Source organism: uncultured Streptococcus sp., assembly GCF_963516515.1.
GTDB lineage: Bacteria > Bacillota > Bacilli > Lactobacillales > Streptococcaceae > Streptococcus.
In genome coordinates, this window is record NZ_CAUQCJ010000003.1 from 16541 (window position 1) to 36540 (window position 20000).

General features: G+C 41.3%; 17 protein-coding genes, 1 tRNA gene and 1 other RNA gene. 15 read left to right on the forward strand and 4 right to left on the reverse strand.

What is annotated here, in order from left to right; all coding sequences use genetic code 11:
- Positions 1–38 precede the first annotated feature (38 nt).
- Together rlmB and def are read right to left on the reverse strand one after the other, a co-directional pair.
- Complete coding sequence (rlmB, locus tag RYL77_RS01115) at positions 39–767, reverse strand: 23S rRNA (guanosine(2251)-2'-O)-methyltransferase RlmB (protein WP_261233245.1); 729 nt, start codon at positions 765–767, stop codon at positions 39–41.
- Positions 768–811: 44 nt separating this feature from the next.
- The gene (gene def, locus RYL77_RS01120) at positions 812–1423 is read right to left on the reverse strand and encodes a peptide deformylase (protein ID WP_060805483.1); all 612 of its coding nucleotides are present in this window, start codon (positions 1421–1423) and stop codon (positions 812–814) included.
- Positions 1424–1750: 327 nt separating this feature from the next.
- Here def and RYL77_RS01125 point away from each other — a divergent pair, with 327 nt between their 5' ends.
- From RYL77_RS01125 to RYL77_RS01145, 5 genes are all read left to right on the forward strand, one after another.
- On the forward strand, positions 1751–3070 hold the full coding sequence (locus RYL77_RS01125) for a CapA family protein (RefSeq protein WP_315009216.1): 1320 nt from the start codon (positions 1751–1753) through the stop codon (positions 3068–3070).
- 21 nt (positions 3071–3091) lie between these two features.
- Complete coding sequence (locus RYL77_RS01130) at positions 3092–3919, forward strand: HAD family hydrolase (RefSeq protein WP_315009218.1); 828 nt, start codon at positions 3092–3094, stop codon at positions 3917–3919.
- 1 nt (position 3920) lies between these two features.
- The gene (locus RYL77_RS01135; protein WP_000290665.1) at positions 3921–4556 is read left to right on the forward strand and encodes an SGNH/GDSL hydrolase family protein; all 636 of its coding nucleotides are present in this window, start codon (positions 3921–3923) and stop codon (positions 4554–4556) included.
- Between the two features lie 61 nt (positions 4557–4617).
- Positions 4618–4965: a transfer-messenger RNA gene (gene ssrA, locus RYL77_RS01140) on the forward strand.
- A gap of 398 nt (positions 4966–5363) precedes the next feature.
- A complete protein-coding gene (locus tag RYL77_RS01145; RefSeq protein WP_000094601.1) occupies positions 5364–6698 on the forward strand; it encodes an Nramp family divalent metal transporter in 1335 nt (444 codons plus the stop codon).
- Between the two features lie 78 nt (positions 6699–6776).
- Here the strand turns inward: RYL77_RS01145 and RYL77_RS01150 are convergent.
- Positions 6777–6864: transfer RNA gene (locus tag RYL77_RS01150), tRNA-Ser, on the reverse strand.
- 161 nt (positions 6865–7025) lie between these two features.
- Here RYL77_RS01150 and RYL77_RS01155 point away from each other — a divergent pair.
- The 4 genes from RYL77_RS01155 to RYL77_RS01170 all read left to right on the forward strand — a co-directional run bounded on the left by RYL77_RS01155 (position 7026) and on the right by RYL77_RS01170 (position 13015).
- Positions 7026–7766, forward strand: a complete 741-nt coding sequence (locus tag RYL77_RS01155; RefSeq protein WP_000920654.1) for a DeoR/GlpR family DNA-binding transcription regulator — start codon at positions 7026–7028, stop codon at positions 7764–7766.
- The gene (pfkB, locus tag RYL77_RS01160) at positions 7763–8674 is read left to right on the forward strand and encodes a 1-phosphofructokinase (protein ID WP_315009221.1); all 912 of its coding nucleotides are present in this window, start codon (positions 7763–7765) and stop codon (positions 8672–8674) included. The genes RYL77_RS01155 and pfkB overlap by 4 nt, the downstream gene beginning before the upstream one ends.
- Entirely contained in the window at positions 8671–10623 is a 1953-nt protein-coding gene (locus RYL77_RS01165) for a fructose-specific PTS transporter subunit EIIC (protein WP_315009223.1), read from the forward strand. The genes pfkB and RYL77_RS01165 overlap by 4 nt, the downstream gene beginning before the upstream one ends.
- Before the next feature lie 88 nt (positions 10624–10711).
- Positions 10712–13015 carry a DNA translocase FtsK gene (locus tag RYL77_RS01170; RefSeq protein WP_315009225.1) on the forward strand — a complete coding sequence of 768 codons (2304 nt, stop codon included), beginning with the start codon at positions 10712–10714 and terminating at the stop codon, positions 13013–13015.
- A 44-nt stretch (positions 13016–13059) separates the two neighbouring features.
- Here RYL77_RS01170 and RYL77_RS01175 read toward each other — a convergent pair whose 3' ends face one another.
- Positions 13060–13494 (reverse strand): DUF6556 family protein, encoded by a 435-nt coding sequence (locus RYL77_RS01175; RefSeq protein WP_315009227.1) that lies wholly within the window; start codon positions 13492–13494, stop codon positions 13060–13062.
- Between the two features lie 138 nt (positions 13495–13632).
- Here RYL77_RS01175 and RYL77_RS01180 point away from each other — a divergent pair, with 138 nt between their 5' ends.
- The 6 genes from RYL77_RS01180 to gla all read left to right on the forward strand — a co-directional run bounded on the left by RYL77_RS01180 (position 13633) and on the right by gla (position 19927).
- Positions 13633–14775, forward strand: coding sequence for a cysteine desulfurase family protein (locus RYL77_RS01180; RefSeq protein ID WP_315009229.1), 1143 nt, complete (start codon positions 13633–13635; stop codon positions 14773–14775).
- 8 nt (positions 14776–14783) lie between these two features.
- Entirely contained in the window at positions 14784–15998 is a 1215-nt protein-coding gene (thiI, locus tag RYL77_RS01185; RefSeq protein ID WP_315009231.1) for a tRNA uracil 4-sulfurtransferase ThiI, read from the forward strand.
- A 135-nt stretch (positions 15999–16133) separates the two neighbouring features.
- Positions 16134–16958, forward strand: coding sequence for an alpha/beta hydrolase (locus RYL77_RS01190; RefSeq protein WP_315009233.1), 825 nt, complete (start codon positions 16134–16136; stop codon positions 16956–16958).
- Positions 16959–16978: 20 nt separating this feature from the next.
- On the forward strand, positions 16979–17719 hold the full coding sequence (locus RYL77_RS01195; RefSeq protein ID WP_153199706.1) for an esterase family protein: 741 nt from the start codon (positions 16979–16981) through the stop codon (positions 17717–17719).
- A 12-nt stretch (positions 17720–17731) separates the two neighbouring features.
- Complete coding sequence (locus RYL77_RS01200; protein WP_315009235.1) at positions 17732–18898, forward strand: ATP-grasp domain-containing protein; 1167 nt, start codon at positions 17732–17734, stop codon at positions 18896–18898.
- 159 nt (positions 18899–19057) lie between these two features.
- A complete protein-coding gene (gene gla / locus RYL77_RS01205; protein WP_049491488.1) occupies positions 19058–19927 on the forward strand; it encodes an aquaglyceroporin Gla in 870 nt (289 codons plus the stop codon).
- The last annotated feature ends 73 nt before the right edge of the window (positions 19928–20000 follow it).

Sequence of the window (20000 nt, forward strand, 5' to 3'; positions counted from 1 at the left end):
TCATAAAAAAGTTTCCAATCAGATGACTGGAAACTTTTTTATAGTCTATTTCGGAAAACTTCGTACATGAGAATGGCTGCAGCAACACTGGCATTGAGACTTTGAACATGTCCATTCATGGGAATGGTAATCATTTCATCAACCTGTTTTTTGATGTTGCTAGAGATACCTTTTCCTTCATTTCCAATGATGAGGGCGATTTTCCCTTTTGTATTCCACTTGTGGCAAGGAGTACCGTTCATATCCGTTCCAAAGGTCCAGAAGCCTTCATCCTTGAGTTTGTCTAAGGTTTGACTGAGGTTGGTTACTCGGGCAATGGGAACGTGTTCAATAGCACCTGTGGCCGTTTTGGCAACGACAGGAGTTACTCCGACAGCACGGTGCTTGGGAATGATGACACCTGAAACATTGGTCGCATCAGCGGTTCTTAAGATGGAGCCTAAGTTGTGAGGATCAGTTAACCCGTCCAGAATCAATAGAAGTGAATTTTCTTCTTGGCGTGTTTTTGCTAGGATGTGATCCAACTCGCTATAGGCAAATTCAGATACTCGTAGAACAAAACCTTGGTGGACAGCACCTTCAGTCATCTCAGAGAGAGATTTTTTTGAAGTCCAAGAAATGGACACCTTCTTTTCTGTAGCCAGCTCCTTGACTTTCTCAACATTCTTACCCCGGAGATCTTCTTGGAGGTAGAGTTTGTTTCCTGTGTTTGCAAGGAGGGCTTCGGTAACGGCGTGGACGCCATAGACAATATCATTTGTTTTCATGCCTCTATTATAACACAAAACCCCGTCTTGCAACGGGATTTTCTTTATTCTAGAATTAGTAAACCATCTTTAACTTCAAATGGGTCTTTTTCATTGATACGATCGTAAAACATGATTCCGTTAATGTGGTCAATTTCATGCTGAACAACGATGGAGTTGTAGCCTTTGAGTTTGATACGGTGCTTTTCTCCATCCTTGTCAAAGTAGTCAACAGTAACGCGGGCATGGCGAACAACATAGCCAGGCACGTTGCGGTCAACAGAAAGGCACCCTTCTCCTTCGCCAAGAGCAGCGTCTTGAACAGAGTGAGAGACGATTTTTGGATTGTACATAATAGCTTGCAAGTCGTAAGCTTCCTCTGGAGTTTCGCCTTCTTCGACAATATTAGGCACCAAAACAGCGATAATGCGTTTTGAGATATCCAACTGAGGAGCAGCAAGTCCAACCCCACCGCGGAGCCCCATCTTTTCAGCCATGACAGGATCTTGGGAATGTTTGAGGAATTGCATCATCTTTTCGCCAAGGATGATTTCTTGGTCAGATAGGGGGAAAGTGACTTCCTCAGCAACCGCGCGTAGAGTAGGATTCCCCTCGCGAATAATATCGTTCATATCAATTAAGTGAGCAGCTTTTGTAATACGTTCTATAGCAGACATTTTCTCTCCTTTCATTACCTCTACATGATAACACAAAATGACAAGGATTGAAAGTATTACAGCCTTTAGGATTTATAGAAAATAGATAGGATGTTCAATTCATACTCAATGAAAATCAAAGAGCAAACTAGGAAGCTAGCCGCAGGTTGCTCAAAAAAACTGTTTTGAGGTTGCAGATAGAACTGACGAAGTCAGTAACATATATACGGTAAGGCGACGCTGACGTGGTTTGAATTTGATTTTCGAAGAGTATCAATTGTGAAAGAATTACTTATCTATGATATAATAAAAAGAAAAGGCTTGCATAAGAAAGTAGGGAGAATGAAGATGAAAAGAAGACAAGATAGAAATCAGGGTGGTTTAGCTTTTCGTTTTATGAAGGGCTTGGTAAACTTTTTTAGGAGTTATCGCAGGTGGAGCAATAAAGGATTTGTGGCGGTACTCTTGCTAGCAGTTGCTTTATCAATGGGCTTGGTCTTGTTGTTTGAAAGTTTCCAAGGCATGCCTCTGACCAGTCAAAAACGAGATACTATTTCTCAAGAAGGGACTAAGCAGAAGTCTCAGGAGCAGGAAGAGGAAAAATCTGCCAGAATTATGGCCAACGGGGATTTGCTCTACCACGATGGACTTTTCTTTTCAGCTAAAAAAGAAGACGGTACCTATGACTTTCATGAGAATTTTGAGTATGTGACGCCTTGGCTCAAGCAAGCAGATTTAGCTATTGGTGATTTTGAAGGAACCATCAATAAGGATCATTATTTAGCGGGTTATCCTCTCTTTAATGCTCCTGCTGAAGTTATGGATGCCATTAAGGATGCGGGTTATCATGTGCTGGATTTAGCTCATAATCATATTTTGGATTCGCAAATTGAGGGAGTTATTTCAACGGCCGATATTATTGAGAAAGCCGGAATCACTCCAATCGGAGTTTATACGCATGAACCACGTGATCAGGCTCCGCTGGTCATTAAGGAAGTGAATGGGATCAAGGTTGCTCTTTTGGCCTATTCTTATGGATTCAATGGAATTGAGCAGTATATTTCTCAGGAAGACTATAATCGTTATCTTTCAGATTTAAACGAAGATAAGATGAAGGCTGAAATTGAACGGGCAGAGAAGGAAGCAGATATCACCATTATCATGCCTCAGATGGGTGTTGAGTATCGATTGGAACCAACTGAAGAACAAAAAGCTCTTTATCACAAGATGATCGATTGGGGAGCGGATATTATCTTTGGAGGGCATCCTCACGTTGTTGAACCATCTGAAACGGTTGAAAAAGATGGAGAAAAGAAACTCATTATCTATTCAATGGGGAACTTCATTTCCAATCAACGGATTGAATCTATGGGAGATGAAGAAAATGCTAAGTGGACTGAACGTGGCGTTCTCATGGATGTAACCATTAAGAAGAAGGATGGAAAAACAACTATCGAAACAGCTAAAGCTCATCCTACTTGGGTCAATCGAACACCAAAGGGAACCTTTTCACCAGAAGGCTATCCTTTATATCATTATCAAACCTATATCTTGGAAGATTTTATCGAGGGTGGCAGTCATCGTGATCAATTAGATGAAGCGACTAAGGAACGAATTGATACAGCCTATAAAGAAATGAACGAACATGTGGGATTGAAGTGGGATTAGTTTGAATCCAGAGGAAAGTAAATGACGATTAAAGTAATTGCGACAGATATGGATGGAACCTTGCTGGATACTAGAGGCCAGCTGGATCTCCCACGATTGGAAAAGATTTTAGATCAGTTGGATAAAAGGGGCATTCGTTTTGTCATCGCGACGGGCAATGAAATTCACCGCATGAGGCAACTACTGGAGCACTTGGTGAATCGAGTGGTTCTGGTTGTTGCCAACGGTGCTCGTATATTTGAAAACAATGAACTGATTCAGGCTCAGACTTGGGATGATGCCATTGTCGATAAGGCTTTGGCTCATTTCAAGAATCGAGCGTGTCAGGACCAGTTTGTTGTAACGGGGATGAAGGGTGGTTTCGTCAAGGAAGGTACGATTTTTACAGACCTTGAAAGTTTTATGACTCCAGAAATGATTGAAAAATTCTACCAACGGATGCAGTTTGTGGATGAATTAACCTCTGACCTCTTTGGTGGTGTGCTCAAGATGAGTATGGTTGTTGGTGAGGAACGTTTGAGTTCGGTTTTGGAAGAAATCAATGACCTCTTTGATGGCCGTGTTCGTGCTGTATCGAGTGGCTATGGTTGCATTGATATCCTCCAAGCTGGAATTCATAAAGCATGGGGCTTGGAAGAATTACTCAAGCGCTGGGACTTGAACCCCCAACAAATCATGGCTTTTGGTGACAGTGAAAATGATGTTGAAATGCTTGAAATGGCTGGGATTGCCTATGCGATGGAAAATGCTGATGATAAAGCCAAAGCTGTGGCGACTGCTCTAGCGCCAGCCAACAGCCAAGGAGGAGTTTACCAAGTCTTGGAAAACTGGTTAGAAAAAGGAGAATGAAGTGGCAGTACAGTTATTAGAAAATTGGTTACTAAAGGAACAAGAAAAAATCCAAACCAAGTATCGTCATCTAAATCAGGTTTCAGTTGTAGAGCCAGATATTCTCTTTATTGGGGATTCCATTGTCGAATATTATCCTCTGCAGGAGTTGTTTGGTACTTCAAAGACGATTGTCAATCGAGGTATTAGAGGTTATCAGACAGGGCTGTTACTAGAAAATCTAGATGCGCATCTGTACGGTGGGGCGGTAGATAAAATTGTCCTTTTGATTGGGACAAATGATATCGGAAAAGATGTGCCTGTGAATGAGGCTCTCAATAACCTCGAAGCTATCATACAATCCATTGCTCGCGATTATCCATTGACTGAGATTAAATTGCTTTCTATTTTGCCAGTCAATGAGGGAGAAGAGTACAAGCAGACAGTCTATATCCGCACGAATGAAAAAATTCAGAAATGGAATCAAGCCTATCAAGAGCTTGCTTCTGCCTATATGCAGGTAGAATTTGTGCCAGTTTTTGATAGTTTGACAGACCAGGCAGGTCAACTCAAAAAAGATTATACAACTGATGGGTTGCACCTTAGTGTTGCTGGTTATCAGGTTTTGACAAAATCTTTGAAAGACTATCTTTTGTAGTTAATTGCTTTCCTTTTTGCATTTTTGTGTTAGATAAGGTATAATGGTTTTATTGTCTTTTGGGGTCGTTACGGATTCGACAGGCATTATGAGGCATATTTTGCGACTCGTGTGGCGACGTAAACGCTCAGTTAAATATAACTGCAAAAAATAACACTTCTTACGCTCTAGCTGCCTAAAAACCAGCAGGCGTGACCCGATTTGGATTGCTCGTGTTCAATGACAGGTCTTATTATTAGCGAGATACGATCAAGTCTTGTCTAGCGGCTTGATAAGAGATTGATAGACTCGCGGTTTCTAGGCTTGAGTTATGTGTCGAGGGACTGTTAAACGAATACATAACCTATGGTTGTAGACAAATATGTTAGCAGATGTTTGGACGTGGGTTCGACTCCCACCGGCTCCATTGATAATTTACATTGTTTTGTAAATCTTTCTAAAACGTTGTTTTTACAACGTTTTTTATTTTATTCTTTGGTATTCTTTTGCAAAAAAAGAATACAACATTTTGTTGTATCCTAAATATTAAATCAAGTCCTGAATTTTCTTAAGTTTTTATCATATTTTCTGTTATAATTAAGGTGCCTTAAGAAAAATAATGAAAAAACTAAATGTTTTTCATATAGTTTTCATTTTTTGTGTTATAATTAAGGTGCCTTAAGAAAAATATTAAGGTGCCTTAAGAAAAATAATGAAAAAACTAAATGTTTTTCATATAGTTTTCATTGTTTTAATAGTTTAAAGTCAATCTTATTTTTCTCTAATAGAAAATAATGAAAAAGTAGGTTTAGAAAGAGGTAAGTATCTATGTCTTCTCATAAAAAAGTGTCACTCTCTGAGATTAATCAATCTATCGATACTCCAAATAACAATCATTTCTGGCAAAATTTAAATGCCTTTTTAGGTCCGGGTGCTCTTGTCGCAGTTGGTTATATGGATCCAGGAAACTGGATTACCAGTGTAGTCGGTGGTGCTTCCTATAAGTATAGTCTCTTGTTTGTTATCTTGATTTCATCTCTCATTGCCATGCAACTTCAGCAGATGGCAGGAAAGCTTGGTATTGTAACCCAGATGGACCTGGCTCAAGCAACGGCTCATCATTCACCTAAATGGCTTCGTTATAGTCTATGGGTGATTTTAGAATTAGCCTTGATGGCGACAGATCTGGCAGAAGTTCTAGGTTCAGCGATTGCTCTCAATCTTCTCTTTAAGATTCCGATTATGATAGCAATTCTCTTGACCGTGTTGGATGTTTTTCTCTTATTGCTTCTGATGAAATTTGGCTTTAAGAAGATTGAAGCTATTGTGACAACACTGATTTTAACCATTCTAGCAATTTTTACCTATCTGGTAGCTTTGTCACATCCAAGCTTCCAAGGAATCGTTGAGGGTTATCTACCGAATGCAACCTTATTTGAAAGTCCCTTGCCAGGGCATGAAAGTCAATTAACCTTGGCACTAGGGATCGTGGGAGCAACGGTTATGCCCCATAACCTCTATTTGCATTCTTCCTTGTCACAAACTCGGAAAATCAATCACAAGGACAAGAATGATGTTCGAAAAGCCGTGCGCTTTATGACCTGGGATTCAAATCTCCAATTATCCTTGGCCTTTGTGGTTAACTCCCTTCTATTAATTCTCGGGGCGGCTCTCTTTTTCGGCCATGCATCTGAGATTTCTGCCTTCTCTCAAATGTATAATGCCTTGCAGGATTCTACTATTGCAGGAGCTATAGCTAGCTCGACCTTATCAACCTTGTTTGCCTTGGCTTTATTAGCCAGTGGTCAAAATTCGACAATTACGGGTACCTTGACTGGACAAATCGTTATGGAAGGTTTCTTGCATATGAGATTACCTCAATGGTTCATTCGTTTGGCAACTCGTCTCTTTGCCTTGTTGCCTGTCATGATTGTAGCGGTTCTGTTTGGTCATCAGGAAAAAACATTAGATCAGTTATTGGTTTATTCACAAGTCTTTCTTTCGATTGCTCTTCCATTTTCAATCTTCCCACTGATTTATCTAACTTCTAAGAAATCACTGATGGGAGAATTTACCAATGCCAAATGGAATACCATCCTTGGCTATATCGTTTCCATTATCTTAACAATTCTCAATGTGAAATTGTTATTTGATATTTTCTAAGAAATTCACCCGAGTTATAAAACAAGCATATAAGAAAAAAGATACCCAAGATTTCTTGGGTATCTTTTTTAAAATAAACGGAAGACATGGGATTCGAACCCACGCACGCTGTTACACGCCTACCGCGTTTCCAACACGGCCTCTTAAGCCTCTTGAGTAATCTTCCAATACTTACTCAAATAGTCTACCATAAAGGCCCTTATCTTGCAATAAAAATTCTAGAAATAAGGAAAATGATAGATTTTGAAAGAAAATGATAAAAAATGCTTGACTTTTAAATAAAGTGTGATAGAATGAATAGTGTAAACGATAACAGGAGGTGATTCGGTGTTAAAAACAGAGCGGAAGCAACTGATTTTAGAGGAGTTAAATCAACATCATGTAGTTTCTCTAGAAAAATTAGTTAGTTTGCTAGAGACCTCAGAATCAACGGTTCGAAGAGATTTGGATGAGTTGGAAGCGGAAAACAAGCTTCGTCGCGTGCATGGTGGAGCAGAATTGCCCCATTCCTTGCAGGAAGAAGAAACCATTCAAGAAAAATCTGTCAAAAACCTTCAAGAGAAGAAGTTGCTGGCTCAGAAAGCAGCCTCTCTCATCAAGGAACAAGATGTCATCTTTATCGATGCTGGAACAACAACTGCTTTTTTGATTCATGAATTGGTCAATAAGAATGTTACAGTCGTGACCAACTCGATTCACCATGCCGCACAGTTGGTTGAAAAGCAGATTCCAACTGTCATGGTTGGAGGAAGTGTCAAGATGGCAACAGATGCTAGCATCGGGGGCGTTGCTCTTAACCAGATTAACCAATTGCACTTTGATCGTGCCTTTATCGGGATGAATGGTGTGGACGATGGCTATTATACAACTCCTGATATGGAAGAGGGTGCTGTGAAGCGCGCTATTTTAGAGAATGCCAAACAGACCTATGTCTTGGTGGATTCGTCAAAAATTGGACAAACTTGCTTTGCCAAGGTAGCACCACTCAAACGAGCTATTGTTATCACAAGTCAAGGGCATGAGCTCTTGCAGGCTATTAAGGAGAAAACGGAGGTAATAGAAGTATGATTTATACAGTCACACTCAATCCATCCATTGACTATATCGTTCGTTTGGACCAAGTCCAAGTCGGTAGTGTCAATCGTATGGATAGTGATGATAAGTTTGCTGGTGGGAAAGGAATCAATGTCAGTCGTGTCTTGAAACGCTTGGATATTCCAAATACAGCGACTGGATTTATCGGAGGTTTTACTGGTAAATTTATCACAGATACTTTGGCAGAAGAGGAAATCGAAACGCGTTTTGTCCAAGTAGCAGAAGATACTCGTATCAATGTTAAAATCAAAGCAGACCAAGAAACAGAAATCAACGGAAGGGGTCCAACTGTTGAACCAGCTCAGTTAGAAGAATTGAAAGCTATTCTTTCAAGTTTAACAGCAGAAGATACAGTTGTATTTGCAGGTTCAAGTGCTAAAAACCTAGGTAATATCATCTACAAGGATTTGATTGCCTTGACGCGCCAGACTGGTGCGCAAGTGGTTTGCGACTTTGAAGGACAGACCTTGATTGATAGTTTGGATTATCAACCACTTCTAGTCAAACCAAACAATCATGAATTAGGAGCGATTTTTGGTGTTAAACTTGAAAGTTTGGATCAAATCGAGAAATATGCTCGAGAATTGCTGTCTAAAGGTGCCCAAAACGTCATTATCTCTATGGCTGGTGAAGGTGCCCTTCTTGTCACATCTGAGGGAGCATACTTTGCTAAACCAATCAAAGGGACAGTGAAAAATTCAGTTGGGGCTGGTGATTCTATGGTCGCTGGATTTACAGGTGAATTTGTCAAATCAAAAGACGCAGTAGAAGCCTTCAAATGGGGAGTAGCTTGCGGAACAGCAACGACCTTCTCGGATGACTTGGCAACAGCGGAATTTATTAAAGAAACATATGAAAAAGTTGAGGTAGAAAAAAGATGAAAATTCAAGACCTATTGAGAAAAGATGTCATGTTGCTAGATTTGCAGGCAACTGAAAAAACTGCTGTCATCGAAGAGATGATTAAAAGCTTGGTAGATCACGGTTATGTGACGGATTTTGAAACCTTTAAAGAAGGTATTTTGGCGCGTGAAGCTCTGACTTCTACAGGTTTGGGTGACGGAATCGCAATGCCTCACAGCAAAAACGCTGCTGTCAAAGAAGCGACTGTTCTCTTTGCTAAGTCAAATAAGGGTGTTGATTATGAGAGCTTGGATGGACAAGCAACTGACCTCTTCTTCATGATTGCGGCTCCAGAAGGTGCCAATGATACTCACTTGGCAGCCTTGGCAGAATTGTCTCAATACTTGATGAAAGACGACTTTGCTGATAAACTTCGTCAAGTAACATCAGCTGACCAAGTCATTGAACTTTTTGACAAAGCTTCCGAAAAAACTGAAGAGCCTGTTCAAGCACCTGCTAATAACTCTGGTGACTTTATCGTGGCTGTTACAGCTTGTACGACAGGTATTGCCCACACTTACATGGCCCAAGAAGCCCTTCAAAAAGTGGCTGCTGAAATGGGGGTTGGTATCAAGGTCGAAACCAACGGAGCTAGCGGTGTTGGAAACCAACTAACTGCTGAAGACATTCGTAAGGCTAAAGCTGTTATCATCGCAGCAGATAAGGCTGTAGAAATGGATCGTTTTGATGGCAAACCATTGATCAATCGTCCAGTTGCAGACGGTATCCGTAAGACAGAAGAGTTGATCAACTTAGCTCTTTCAGGAGATGCTGAAGTCTACCGTGCCGCTAATGGTGCAAAAGCTGCAACAGCCTCTAACGAAAAACAAAGCCTTGGTGGTGCCTTCTACAAACACTTGATGAGTGGTGTGTCACAAATGTTGCCATTTGTTATCGGTGGTGGTATCATGATTGCCCTTGCCTTCTTGATTGATGGTGCTTTGGGAGTTCCAAATGAAAATCTTGGAAATCTTGGTTCCTATCATGAACTAGCTTCGATGTTCATGAAAATTGGGGGAGCTGCCTTTGGTTTGATGCTCCCAGTCTTTGCAGGTTATGTTGCCTACTCTATCGCTGAAAAACCAGGTTTGGTAGCAGGTTTCGTGGCTGGTGCTATTGCCAAAGAAGGTTTTGCCTTTGGTAAAATTCCTTATGCCGCAGGTGGTGAAGCAACTTCAACTCTTGCAGGTGTCTCATCTGGTTTCCTAGGTGCCCTTGTTGGTGGATTTATCGCAGGTGCTTTGGTTCTTGCTATCAAGAAATACGTTAAAGTTCCTCGTTCACTTGAAGGTGCAAAATCAATCCTTCTCTTGCCACTTCTTGGAACAATCTTGACTGGATTTGTCATGCTAGCTGTGAATATCCCAATGGCAGCAATTAATACTGCTATGAATGACTTCCTTGGTGGTCTTGGAGGCGGTTCAGCTGTCCTTCTCGGTATCGTTCTTGGTGGAATGATGGCTGTTGACATGGGTGGACCAGTTAACAAAGCGGCTTATGTATTTGGTACAGGTACGCTTGCAGCGACTGTTTCTTCAGGTGGTTCTGTAGCCATGGCAGCAGTTATGGCTGGAGGAATGGTGCCACCACTTGCAATCTTTGTCGCAACTCTTCTTTTCAAAAATAAATTCACTAAGGAAGAACGCAACTCTGGTTTGACAAACATCATCATGGGCTTGTCATTTATCACTGAGGGAGCAATTCCATTTGGTGCCGCTGACCCCGCTCGTGCGATTCCAAGCTTTATCCTTGGTTCGGCAGTAGCAGGTGGACTCGTTGGTCTTGCTGGAATCAAACTCATGGCTCCACACGGAGGAATCTTTGTAATCGCCCTTACTTCAAATGCCCTTCTTTACCTTGCCTCTGTCTTGGTAGGAGCAATCGTAAGTGGTGTAGTCTATGGTTACCTACGCAAACCCCAAGCATAAAAATTAGATATAATATGAAAAGATTGTACCGATTGGTGCAGTCTTTTTCTCTTTCCGAAATGCCTGTGAAATATGGTATAATAGAAGAATGGCAAACAAGAATACAAGTAAAACAAGACGGAGACCGTCTAAAGCAGAACTCGAAAGAAAAGAAGCGATTCAACGAATGTTGATTTCGTTGGGAATCGCGATTTTATTGATTTTCGCAGCCTTCAAATTAGGGGCTGCGGGTATAACTCTTTACAATTTAATTCGCTTGCTGGTGGGTAGCCTAGCTTATCTGGCAATATTTGCCCTATTGCTCTATCTCTTCTTTTTCAAGTGGATACGAAAACAGGAAGGACTCTTATCTGGATTTTTCACCATATTTGCAGGCTTGCTCCTGATTTTTGAAGCCTACTTGGTTTGGAAATATGGTTTGGACAAGTCGATTTTAAAAGGAACCATGGCTCAGGTTGTGACTGATTTGACTGGTTTTCGAACGACCAGTTTTGCTGGAGGAGGCTTGATTGGAGTTGCTCTTTATATGCCAACCGCCTTTCTTTTTTCAAATATCGGTACTTACTTTATTGGAGTTATCTTCATTTTAGTGGGGGTTCTCCTCGTCAGCTCTTGGTCTGTTTATGATGTTGCTGAATTCTTCAGTAGAGGCTTTGCTAAATGGCGAGAAGGGCATGAGCGTCGAAAAGAGGAACGCTTTGTCAAACAAGAAGAAAAAGCTCGCCAAAAGGCTGAGGAAGAGGCTAGATTAGAACAAGAAGAAGCTGAAAAAGCCTTACTCGATTTGCCTCCTGTTGATATGGAAACGGGTGAAATTCTGACTGATGATGTTGTGCTTGACGTTCCTCCTGTTCCAGAAGAAGAGTGGGTGGAACCAGAAATCATCCTACCTCAAGCTGAACTTGAATTCCCTGAAGAGGAAGATGGCTCTGACGATGAAGATGTTCAGGTCGATTTTTCAGCCAGGGAGGCTCTTGAATACAAACTTCCAAGCTTACAACTCTTTGCCCCAGATAAACCCAAAGATCAGTCTAAAGAGAAGAAAATCGTTCGGGAAAATATCAAAATCCTAGAAGAAACCTTTGCTAGCTTTGGTATCAAGGTGACGGTGGAACGGGCTGAAATTGGGCCATCAGTGACCAAGTATGAAGTCAAACCAGCAGTTGGAGTACGGGTTAACCGCATTTCTAATTTAGCAGATGACTTAGCACTGGCACTGGCCGCTAAGGATGTTCGGATTGAAGCACCAATTCCTGGGAAATCCCTAGTCGGAATCGAAGTGCCTAACTCTGAGATTGCGACTGTGTCCTTCCGCGAACTCTGGGAACAATCTCAAACCAAGCCTGAAAATCTCTTAGAAATTCCTCTAGGAAAGGCAGTTAATGGCACCGCAAGAGCTTTTGACCTTTCTAAAATGCCCCACTTGCTCGTCGCAGGTTCAACGGGATCAGGGAAGTCAGTAGCTGTTAATGGCATTATTGCTAGCATTCTCATGAAGGCAAGACCAGACCAAGTCAAATTTATGATGGTCGATCCCAAGATGGTTGAGTTGTCTGTATACAATGATATTCCCCATCTCTTGATTCCAGTTGTGACCAATCCACGTAAGGCCAGCAAGGCTCTGCAAAAGGTTGTGGATGAAATGGAAAACCGTTATGAACTCTTTGCCAAGGTGGGAGTTCGGAATATTGCAGGTTTTAATGCCAAGGTAGAAGAGTTTAATGCACAGTCTGAGTACAAGCAAGTTCCACTGCCACTCATTGTTGTGATTGTGGATGAGTTGGCTGACCTCATGATGGTGGCCAGCAAGGAGGTAGAAGATGCTATTATCCGACTTGGACAGAAGGCGCGGGCTGCAGGTATCCACATGATTCTTGCAACTCAACGTCCATCTGTTGATGTCATCTCTGGTTTGATTAAGGCTAATGTCCCATCTCGTGTCGCTTTCGCAGTTTCATCAGGAACAGATTCTCGTACGATTTTGGATGAAAATGGAGCAGAAAAACTGCTTGGTCGAGGAGATATGCTCTTTAAGCCGATTGATGAAAATCATCCAGTTCGTTTGCAAGGCTCCTTTATCTCGGATGATGATGTCGAACGCATCGTAAACTTCATCAAGGCTCAGGCTGATGCGGACTACGATGAGAGTTTTGATCCAGGTGAGGTTTCTGAAAATGAAGGAGAATTTTCAGATGGAGATGCTGGTGGAGATCCGCTTTTTGAAGAAGCCAAGGCTTTGGTGATCGAAACCCAGAAAGCCAGTGCATCCATGATTCAGCGTCGTTTATCAGTCGGTTTTAACCGTGCGACCCGCCTCATGGAAGAACTGGAGATGGCAGGTGTCATCGGTCCAGCTGAAGGTACCAAACCTCGAAAAGTATTACAACAATAAAAAAACAGCTTCTTTCCAAGTTTGGAGGGAAGCTATTTTACTGGCTATTGATTACTTTTGTTTTCTGAAGTTGGGGTATTGGACTGTTTTTCATTTTTAGCGGCAGGTTTACTTGGAGTAGGAGCAGTGGTAGAAGAATCCTGAGTTGCTGTTTTCTGCTCTTCTTTTTTATCTTCCTTGACGCTAGATTTTGGCGTTTCTTCTTGCTGTGTTTTTTCTTGACTAGTATTATTTTCCTTATTAGGACTGGTGTTTTCCTTAGGGGATTCCTTTTGAATTTCTTTGACAATGGTTGTCGTCTGGCTTGTCGTAGGTTCTTTTTTAGTATTTTTATTATTATCCAAGGCGTTCATGATAGTGATACTTGCGGTAATTAAGCCAAGGATACTACCGATAGTAGCAACGGTTTTTTGAAAGACCGTAAAGCCTTTTTTGATGTGTTCTGTTTTTGGTTTTGAAGTTCTACGATAATTAGACATACATTCTCTCCTTTAATTAAAACTTATTATACCGCATTTCTTTAAAAAAATCTTAAAAAAAGAGAAATTGCCCTTTCTTGTCGCAAGCTCCGTTTCATGATACAATAGAAGGAGTGATTTTAGAAAGCGTGAGAAAACATGATTTACTTTGATAATTCAGCGACGACCAAGCCCTATCCTGAAGTACTTGAAACCTATATGCAGGTGGCTTCAAAAATTTTAGGAAATCCATCTAGTCTCCATCGTTTGGGAGATCAGGCAACACGAATTTTAGATGCTTCTCGTCAGCAAATTGCAGATTTGATTGGCAAGAAAAGTGATGAAATCTTCTTTACTTCTGGTGGAACAGAAGGGGATAACTGGGTTATCAAGGGTGTGTCCTTTGAAAAAGCTCAGTTTGGCAAGCACATCATCGTATCAGCCATTGAACATCCAGCAATTAAGGAATCAGCCCTCTGGTTAAAATCTCAAGGTTTTGAAGTGGATTTTGCTCCAGTAGATGAGCAAGGATTTGTGGATGTTGAGGCGTTAGCAGATTTGATAAGACCTGATACGATCCTAATTTCTATCATGGCAGTAAACAATGAAATTGGCTCTATCCAACCTATTGAGGCTATTTCAGAACTCTTGGCAGACAAACCGACAATTTCCTTCCAAGTTGATGCGGTTCAGGCGCTTGCCAAGATTCCAACTGAAAAGTATCTAACTGATAGAGTGGATTTTGCGACCTTCTCGAGTCATAAGTTTCATGGTGTCCGTGGTGTTGGTTTTGTCTATATCAAGTCTGGTAAGAGGATTACGCCTCTTTTAACAGGTGGTGGGCAGGAGCGTGATTATCGTTCGACAACTGAAAATGTGGCAGGAATAGCAGCAACAGCCAAGGCCCTCCGTTTGTCTATGGAAAAGCTAGATTTCTTTACTAGTAAGACTGGACAGATGAAGGCAGTGATTCGTCATGCCCTTCTGGACTATCCAGATATTTTTGTCTTTTCAGATGAGGAAGACTTTGCCCCTCATATCCTGACTTTTGGAATCAAGGGTGTTCGTGGTGAAGTCATTGTTCACGCCTTTGAAGACTATGATATTTTTATTTCTACGACCTCTGCTTGTTCATCCAAGGCAGGGAAACCTGCAGGCACCTTGATAGCCATGGGAGTGGACAAAGATAAGGCCCAGTCAGCTGTGCGTTTAAGCCTAGACCTTGAAAATGATATGAGTCAGGTCGAGCAGTTTTTGACCAAGCTAAAATTAATTTATAATCAAACTAGAAAAGTAAGATAGGAGCATTTATGCAGTATTCAGAAATTATGATTCGCTACGGAGAATTGTCAACCAAACACAAAAATCGTATGCGCTTCATCAATAAACTTCGTAATAATATTTCAGACGTTTTGTCTATCTATCCCCAAGTTAAGGTAACCGCAGATCGCGATCGTGCCCACGCTTACCTCAATGGAGCTGATTACACAGCAGTAGCAGAATCCCTCAAGCAAGTCTTTGGAATTCAAAACTTTTCTCCCGTTTATAAAGTCGAAAAGTCTGTGGAAGTTCTTAAATCTGCTGTCCAAGAGATTATGAAAGAAACTTACAAGGAAGGGATGACCTTTAAAATCACTGGTAAGCGTAGCGACCACACCTTTGAACTTGATAGTCGTGAACTCAATCAAACTCTTGGTAGTGCTGTTTTCAAGGCTATTCCAAACGTGAAAGCTCAGATGAAAAATCCAGATATTAATCTTCAGGTTGAGATTCGTGAGGAGGCTGCCTATATTTCCTATGAAACCTTCCGTGGAGCAAGAGGATTACCTGTGGGAAGTTCTGGTAAAGGTATGCTCATGTTGTCAGGAGGAATTGATTCACCTGTGGCAGGTTATCTAGCTCTTAAACGTGGGGTAGATATTGAGGCCGTTCACTTTGCTAGCCCACCTTACACTAGTCCAGGTGCTCTCAAGAAAGCTCAGGATTTAACTCGTAAATTAACCAAGTTTGGTGGAAATATCCAGTTTATCGAAGTACCTTTCACAGAGATTCAAGAGGAAATCAAGGCTAAAGCGCCAGAAGCCTACCTCATGACCTTGACTCGTCGATTTATGATGCGGATTACCGACCGTATTCGTGAGGTGAGAAACGGTTTAGTTATCATCAATGGGGAAAGTCTTGGTCAAGTAGCCAGTCAGACCTTGGAAAGTATGCAAACTATCAACGATGTGACCAGCACTCCAGTCATTCGTCCTGTGGTTACTATGGACAAATTGGAAATCATTGACATTGCCCAGGCAATCGATACCTTTGACATTTCTATCCAGCCTTTTGAAGACTGCTGTACCATTTTTGCACCTGACCGTCCTAAGACCAATCCTAAGATTAAGAATGCAGAGCAGTATGAAAAACGGATGGATGTTAAGGGCTTAGTTGAGCGAGCAGTGGCAGGGATTATGATTACTGAGATCACACCTCAGGTTGAAAAAGATGAAGTGGATGACTTAATTGATAATCTGCTCTAATCAGAAAATCCAAAAGAATTTAGAAAATTAAATGAAAAAGTTAGTTTTTAATCCAAAAATGGAAGCAAAACTGACTTTTTTTCTATTTTTATGATATAATGAGATAAAATTTTGAATATAGAGAGTTTTCTGACAATGAATCAATCCTACTTTTATCTAAAAATGAAAGAACACAAACTTAAGGTTCCTTATACAGGTAAGGAGCGCCGTGTGCGTGTTCTTCTTCCTAAAGATTATGAGAATGACACGGATCGTTCCTATCCTGTTGTTTACTTTCATGATGGGCAAAATGTTTTTTATAGTAAGGAGTCCTTCATTGGCCATTCATGGAAGATTATCCCAGCCATCAAGCGTAATCCTGATATCAGTCGCATGATTGTCGTAGCCATTGATAATGATGGTATGGGGCGGATGAATGAGTATGCAGCTTGGAAGTTCCAAGAATCTCCTATCCCAGGGCAGCAATTTGGTGGTAAGGGTGTAGAGTATGCCGAGTTTGTTATGGAGGTGGTCAAGCCTTTTATCGATGAGACCTACCGTACAAAAGCTGATTGCCAGCATACAGCCATGATTGGTTCCTCACTAGGAGGGAATATTACCCAGTTTATCGGTTTGGAATACCAAGATCAAATTGGCTGTCTAGGTGTCTTTTCATCTGCCAACTGGCTGCACCAAGAAGCCTTTAACCGCTATATCGAGCGACAAAATTTATCACCTGACCAGCGTATCTTTATCTATGTGGGAACGGAAGAAGCGGATGATACAGACAAGACCTTGATGGCTGGCAATATCAAACAAGCCTATATCGATTCGTCGCTTCGCTATTACCATGATTTGATAGCAGGGGGAGTTCATCTGGATAATCTTGTCTTGAAAGTTCAGTCTGGTGCCATCCATAGTGAAATCCCTTGGTCGGAGAATTTACCAGACTGTCTGAGATTTTTTGCAGAGAAATGGTAAGTTAGGAAAGGAGAAAGCTAATGCATATCGAAAACCTTAGCCACTGGAGTGGTCACCTCAACCGTGAAATGTACCTCAACCGTTATGGACATGCTGGGATTCCAGTTGTGGTTTTTGCTTCATCAGGTGGTAGTCACAATGAATACTATGATTTTGGCATGATTGATGCCTGTGCTTCCTTTATAGAAGAAGGTCGTGTTCAGTTCTTTACCCTATCCAGTGTGGATAGTGAGAGCTGGTTGGCCACTTGGAAAAATGGTCACGACCAAGCAGAGATGCATCGTGCCTATGAACGCTATGTGATTGAGGAGGCCATTCCTTTTATTAAGCATAAGACAGGTTGGTTTGATGGTATGATGACGACAGGTTGCTCCATGGGAGCCTATCATGCACTCAATTTCTTCCTCCAGCATCCAGATGTTTTTACCAAGGTGATAGCTCTTAGTGGTGTTTACGACGCACGTTTCTTTGTTGGCGATTACTACAATGATGATGCTATTTACCAAAACTCGCCAGTAGATTATATCTGGAATCAGAACGATGGCTGGTTTATTGACCGTTACCGTCAGGCAGAGATTGTGCTGTGTACGGGTCTTGGTGCCTGGGAACAAGATGGTCTACCATCTTTCTACAAGCTTAAAGAAGCCTTTGACCAGAAACAAATTCCAGCCTGGTTTGCTGAATGGGGACACGATGTCGCCCACGACTGGGAATGGTGGCGCAAACAAATGCCTTATTTCCTTGGAAATCTCTATTTATAAAAGGAGTTACCTATGAATTACCTTGTTATTTCTCCCTACTATCCACAAAACTTTCAACAGTTTACAATTGAACTAGCTAATAAAGGCATAACCGTCTTGGGAATTGGTCAGGAACCATACGAGCAATTGGATGAGCCTTTACGCAATAGCCTAACCGAATATTTCCGTGTGGACAATCTTGAAAATATAGATGAAGTCAAACGAGCAGTTGCTTTTCTATTTTATAAACATGGTCCAATTGATCGCATCGAGTCTCATAATGAATACTGGCTTGAGTTAGATGCAAGTCTTCGTGAGCAATTCAATGTTTTTGGTGCCAAACCAGAGGATCTCAAAAAGACGAAATTTAAGTCTGAAATGAAGAAACTCTTCAAAAAAGCAGGCGTACCCGTGGTACCTGGAGCTGTTATCAAGACGGAAGCAGATGTGGATCAAGCTGTGAATGAAATCGGCCTTCCAATGATTGCCAAACCTGACAATGGAGTGGGAGCGGCCGCGACCTTTAAGCTTGGAACAGAAGACGATATCAATCACTTCAAGCAAGAATGGGACCATTCGACCGTTTATTTCTTTGAAAAATTTGTCACTTCCAGCGAAATTTGCACCTTTGATGGTCTAGTGGATAAGGATGGAAAGATTGTCTTCTCAACGACCTTTGATTACGCCTATACACCGCTGGATCTCATGATTTACAAGATGGACAATTCTTATTACGTTCTTAAGGATATGGATCCTAAATTACGTAAATATGGTGAGGCAATTGTCAAGGAATTTGGTATGAAAGAACGGTTCTTCCATATTGAGTTCTTCCGTGAAGGGGACGACTACATTGCCATTGAGTACAATAACCGTCCTGCAGGTGGTTTTACCATTGATGTTTATAACTTTGCTCATTCCTTGGACCTCTACCGAGGCTATGCGGCAATTGTCGCAGGAGAAGAGTTCCCAGCGTCAGAGTTTGAATCTCAGTATTGTTTGGCTACATCACGTCGTGCAAATGCTCACTATGTCTATTCTGAGGAGGACTTGCTTGCCAAATATAGTCAGCAGTTCAAGGTTAAAAAAATCATGCCAGCGGCCTTCGCAGAACTTCAAGGAGATTACCTTTATATGCTGACAACTCCTAGTCGACAAGAAATGGAGCAGATGATTAAGGACTTTGGTCAGCGTCAGGCTTAAGAGACTATCGGATTAAGGAAATTCACTCCCTTAATCCTTTTGTTTTTTATAAGAAATAAAACCGCTTTCTTATATAATCTTTCGGAAAAGTAGTTGCTAAAAGATATAAAAATTGATAGAATAAGGATTGTCTAAAAAATTTTAAGGAGAATCTATCAAATGGATTTCACATGGGCAATTAAATATGCCACTGAATTTTTGGGAACTGCTATTTTGATCATTCTTGGAAATGGTGCAGTTGCCAACGTTGAACTTAAAGGTACGAAAGGTCACCAAAGTGGCTGGATCGTTATCGCTGTTGGTTATGGTATGGGGGTTATGATCCCAGCATTAATGTTTGGTAACGTATCTGGAAACCACATCAACCCAGCCTTCACTCTTGGACTTGCAATCAGCGGTCTTTTCCCTTGGGCACAAGTTGCGCCTTATATCATCGCACAAGTTTTGGGTGCTATCTTTGGTCAAGCCTTGGTTGTGGCAACACACCGCCCATACTACTTGAAAACTGAAAATCCAAACAATATTTTGGGTACTTTCTCAACAATTTCAAGTTTGGATAATGGTACAAAAGAATCACATTTTGCAGCAACTGTTAATGGTTTTGTAAATGAGTTTGTTGGATCATTTGTTCTTTTCTTCGCAGCCCTTGGAATGACTAAAAACTTCTTTGGTTCTGAAGTGCTTCAATACATGAAACAAATGGCTAGTCAAGCAGGTCAAAATGTTGACTTTTCTGATTTAGCAATCAAAGCCCAAGTAGCACCACATACTGCTTCAGGACTTTCAGTAGCTCACTTGGCACTTGGTTTCCTTGTTATGGCTTTGGTAACATCACTTGGTGGACCTACAGGACCTGCCTTGAACCCAGCCCGTGACTTGGGACCACGTCTCCTTCATGCTTTCCTTCCAAAATCAGTTCTTGGTGAGCACAAAGGCGATTCAAAATGGTGGTATTCTTGGGTACCAGTAGTTGCACCGATCGCAGCAGCAATTGCGGCAGTAGCTATTTTCAAATTCCTTTACCTATAAGAAATTGAAACCGAGGAAATCCTCGGTTTTTTAGATGAAATTTTACGAAAAAAAGGTAAATCTGAGCATAATT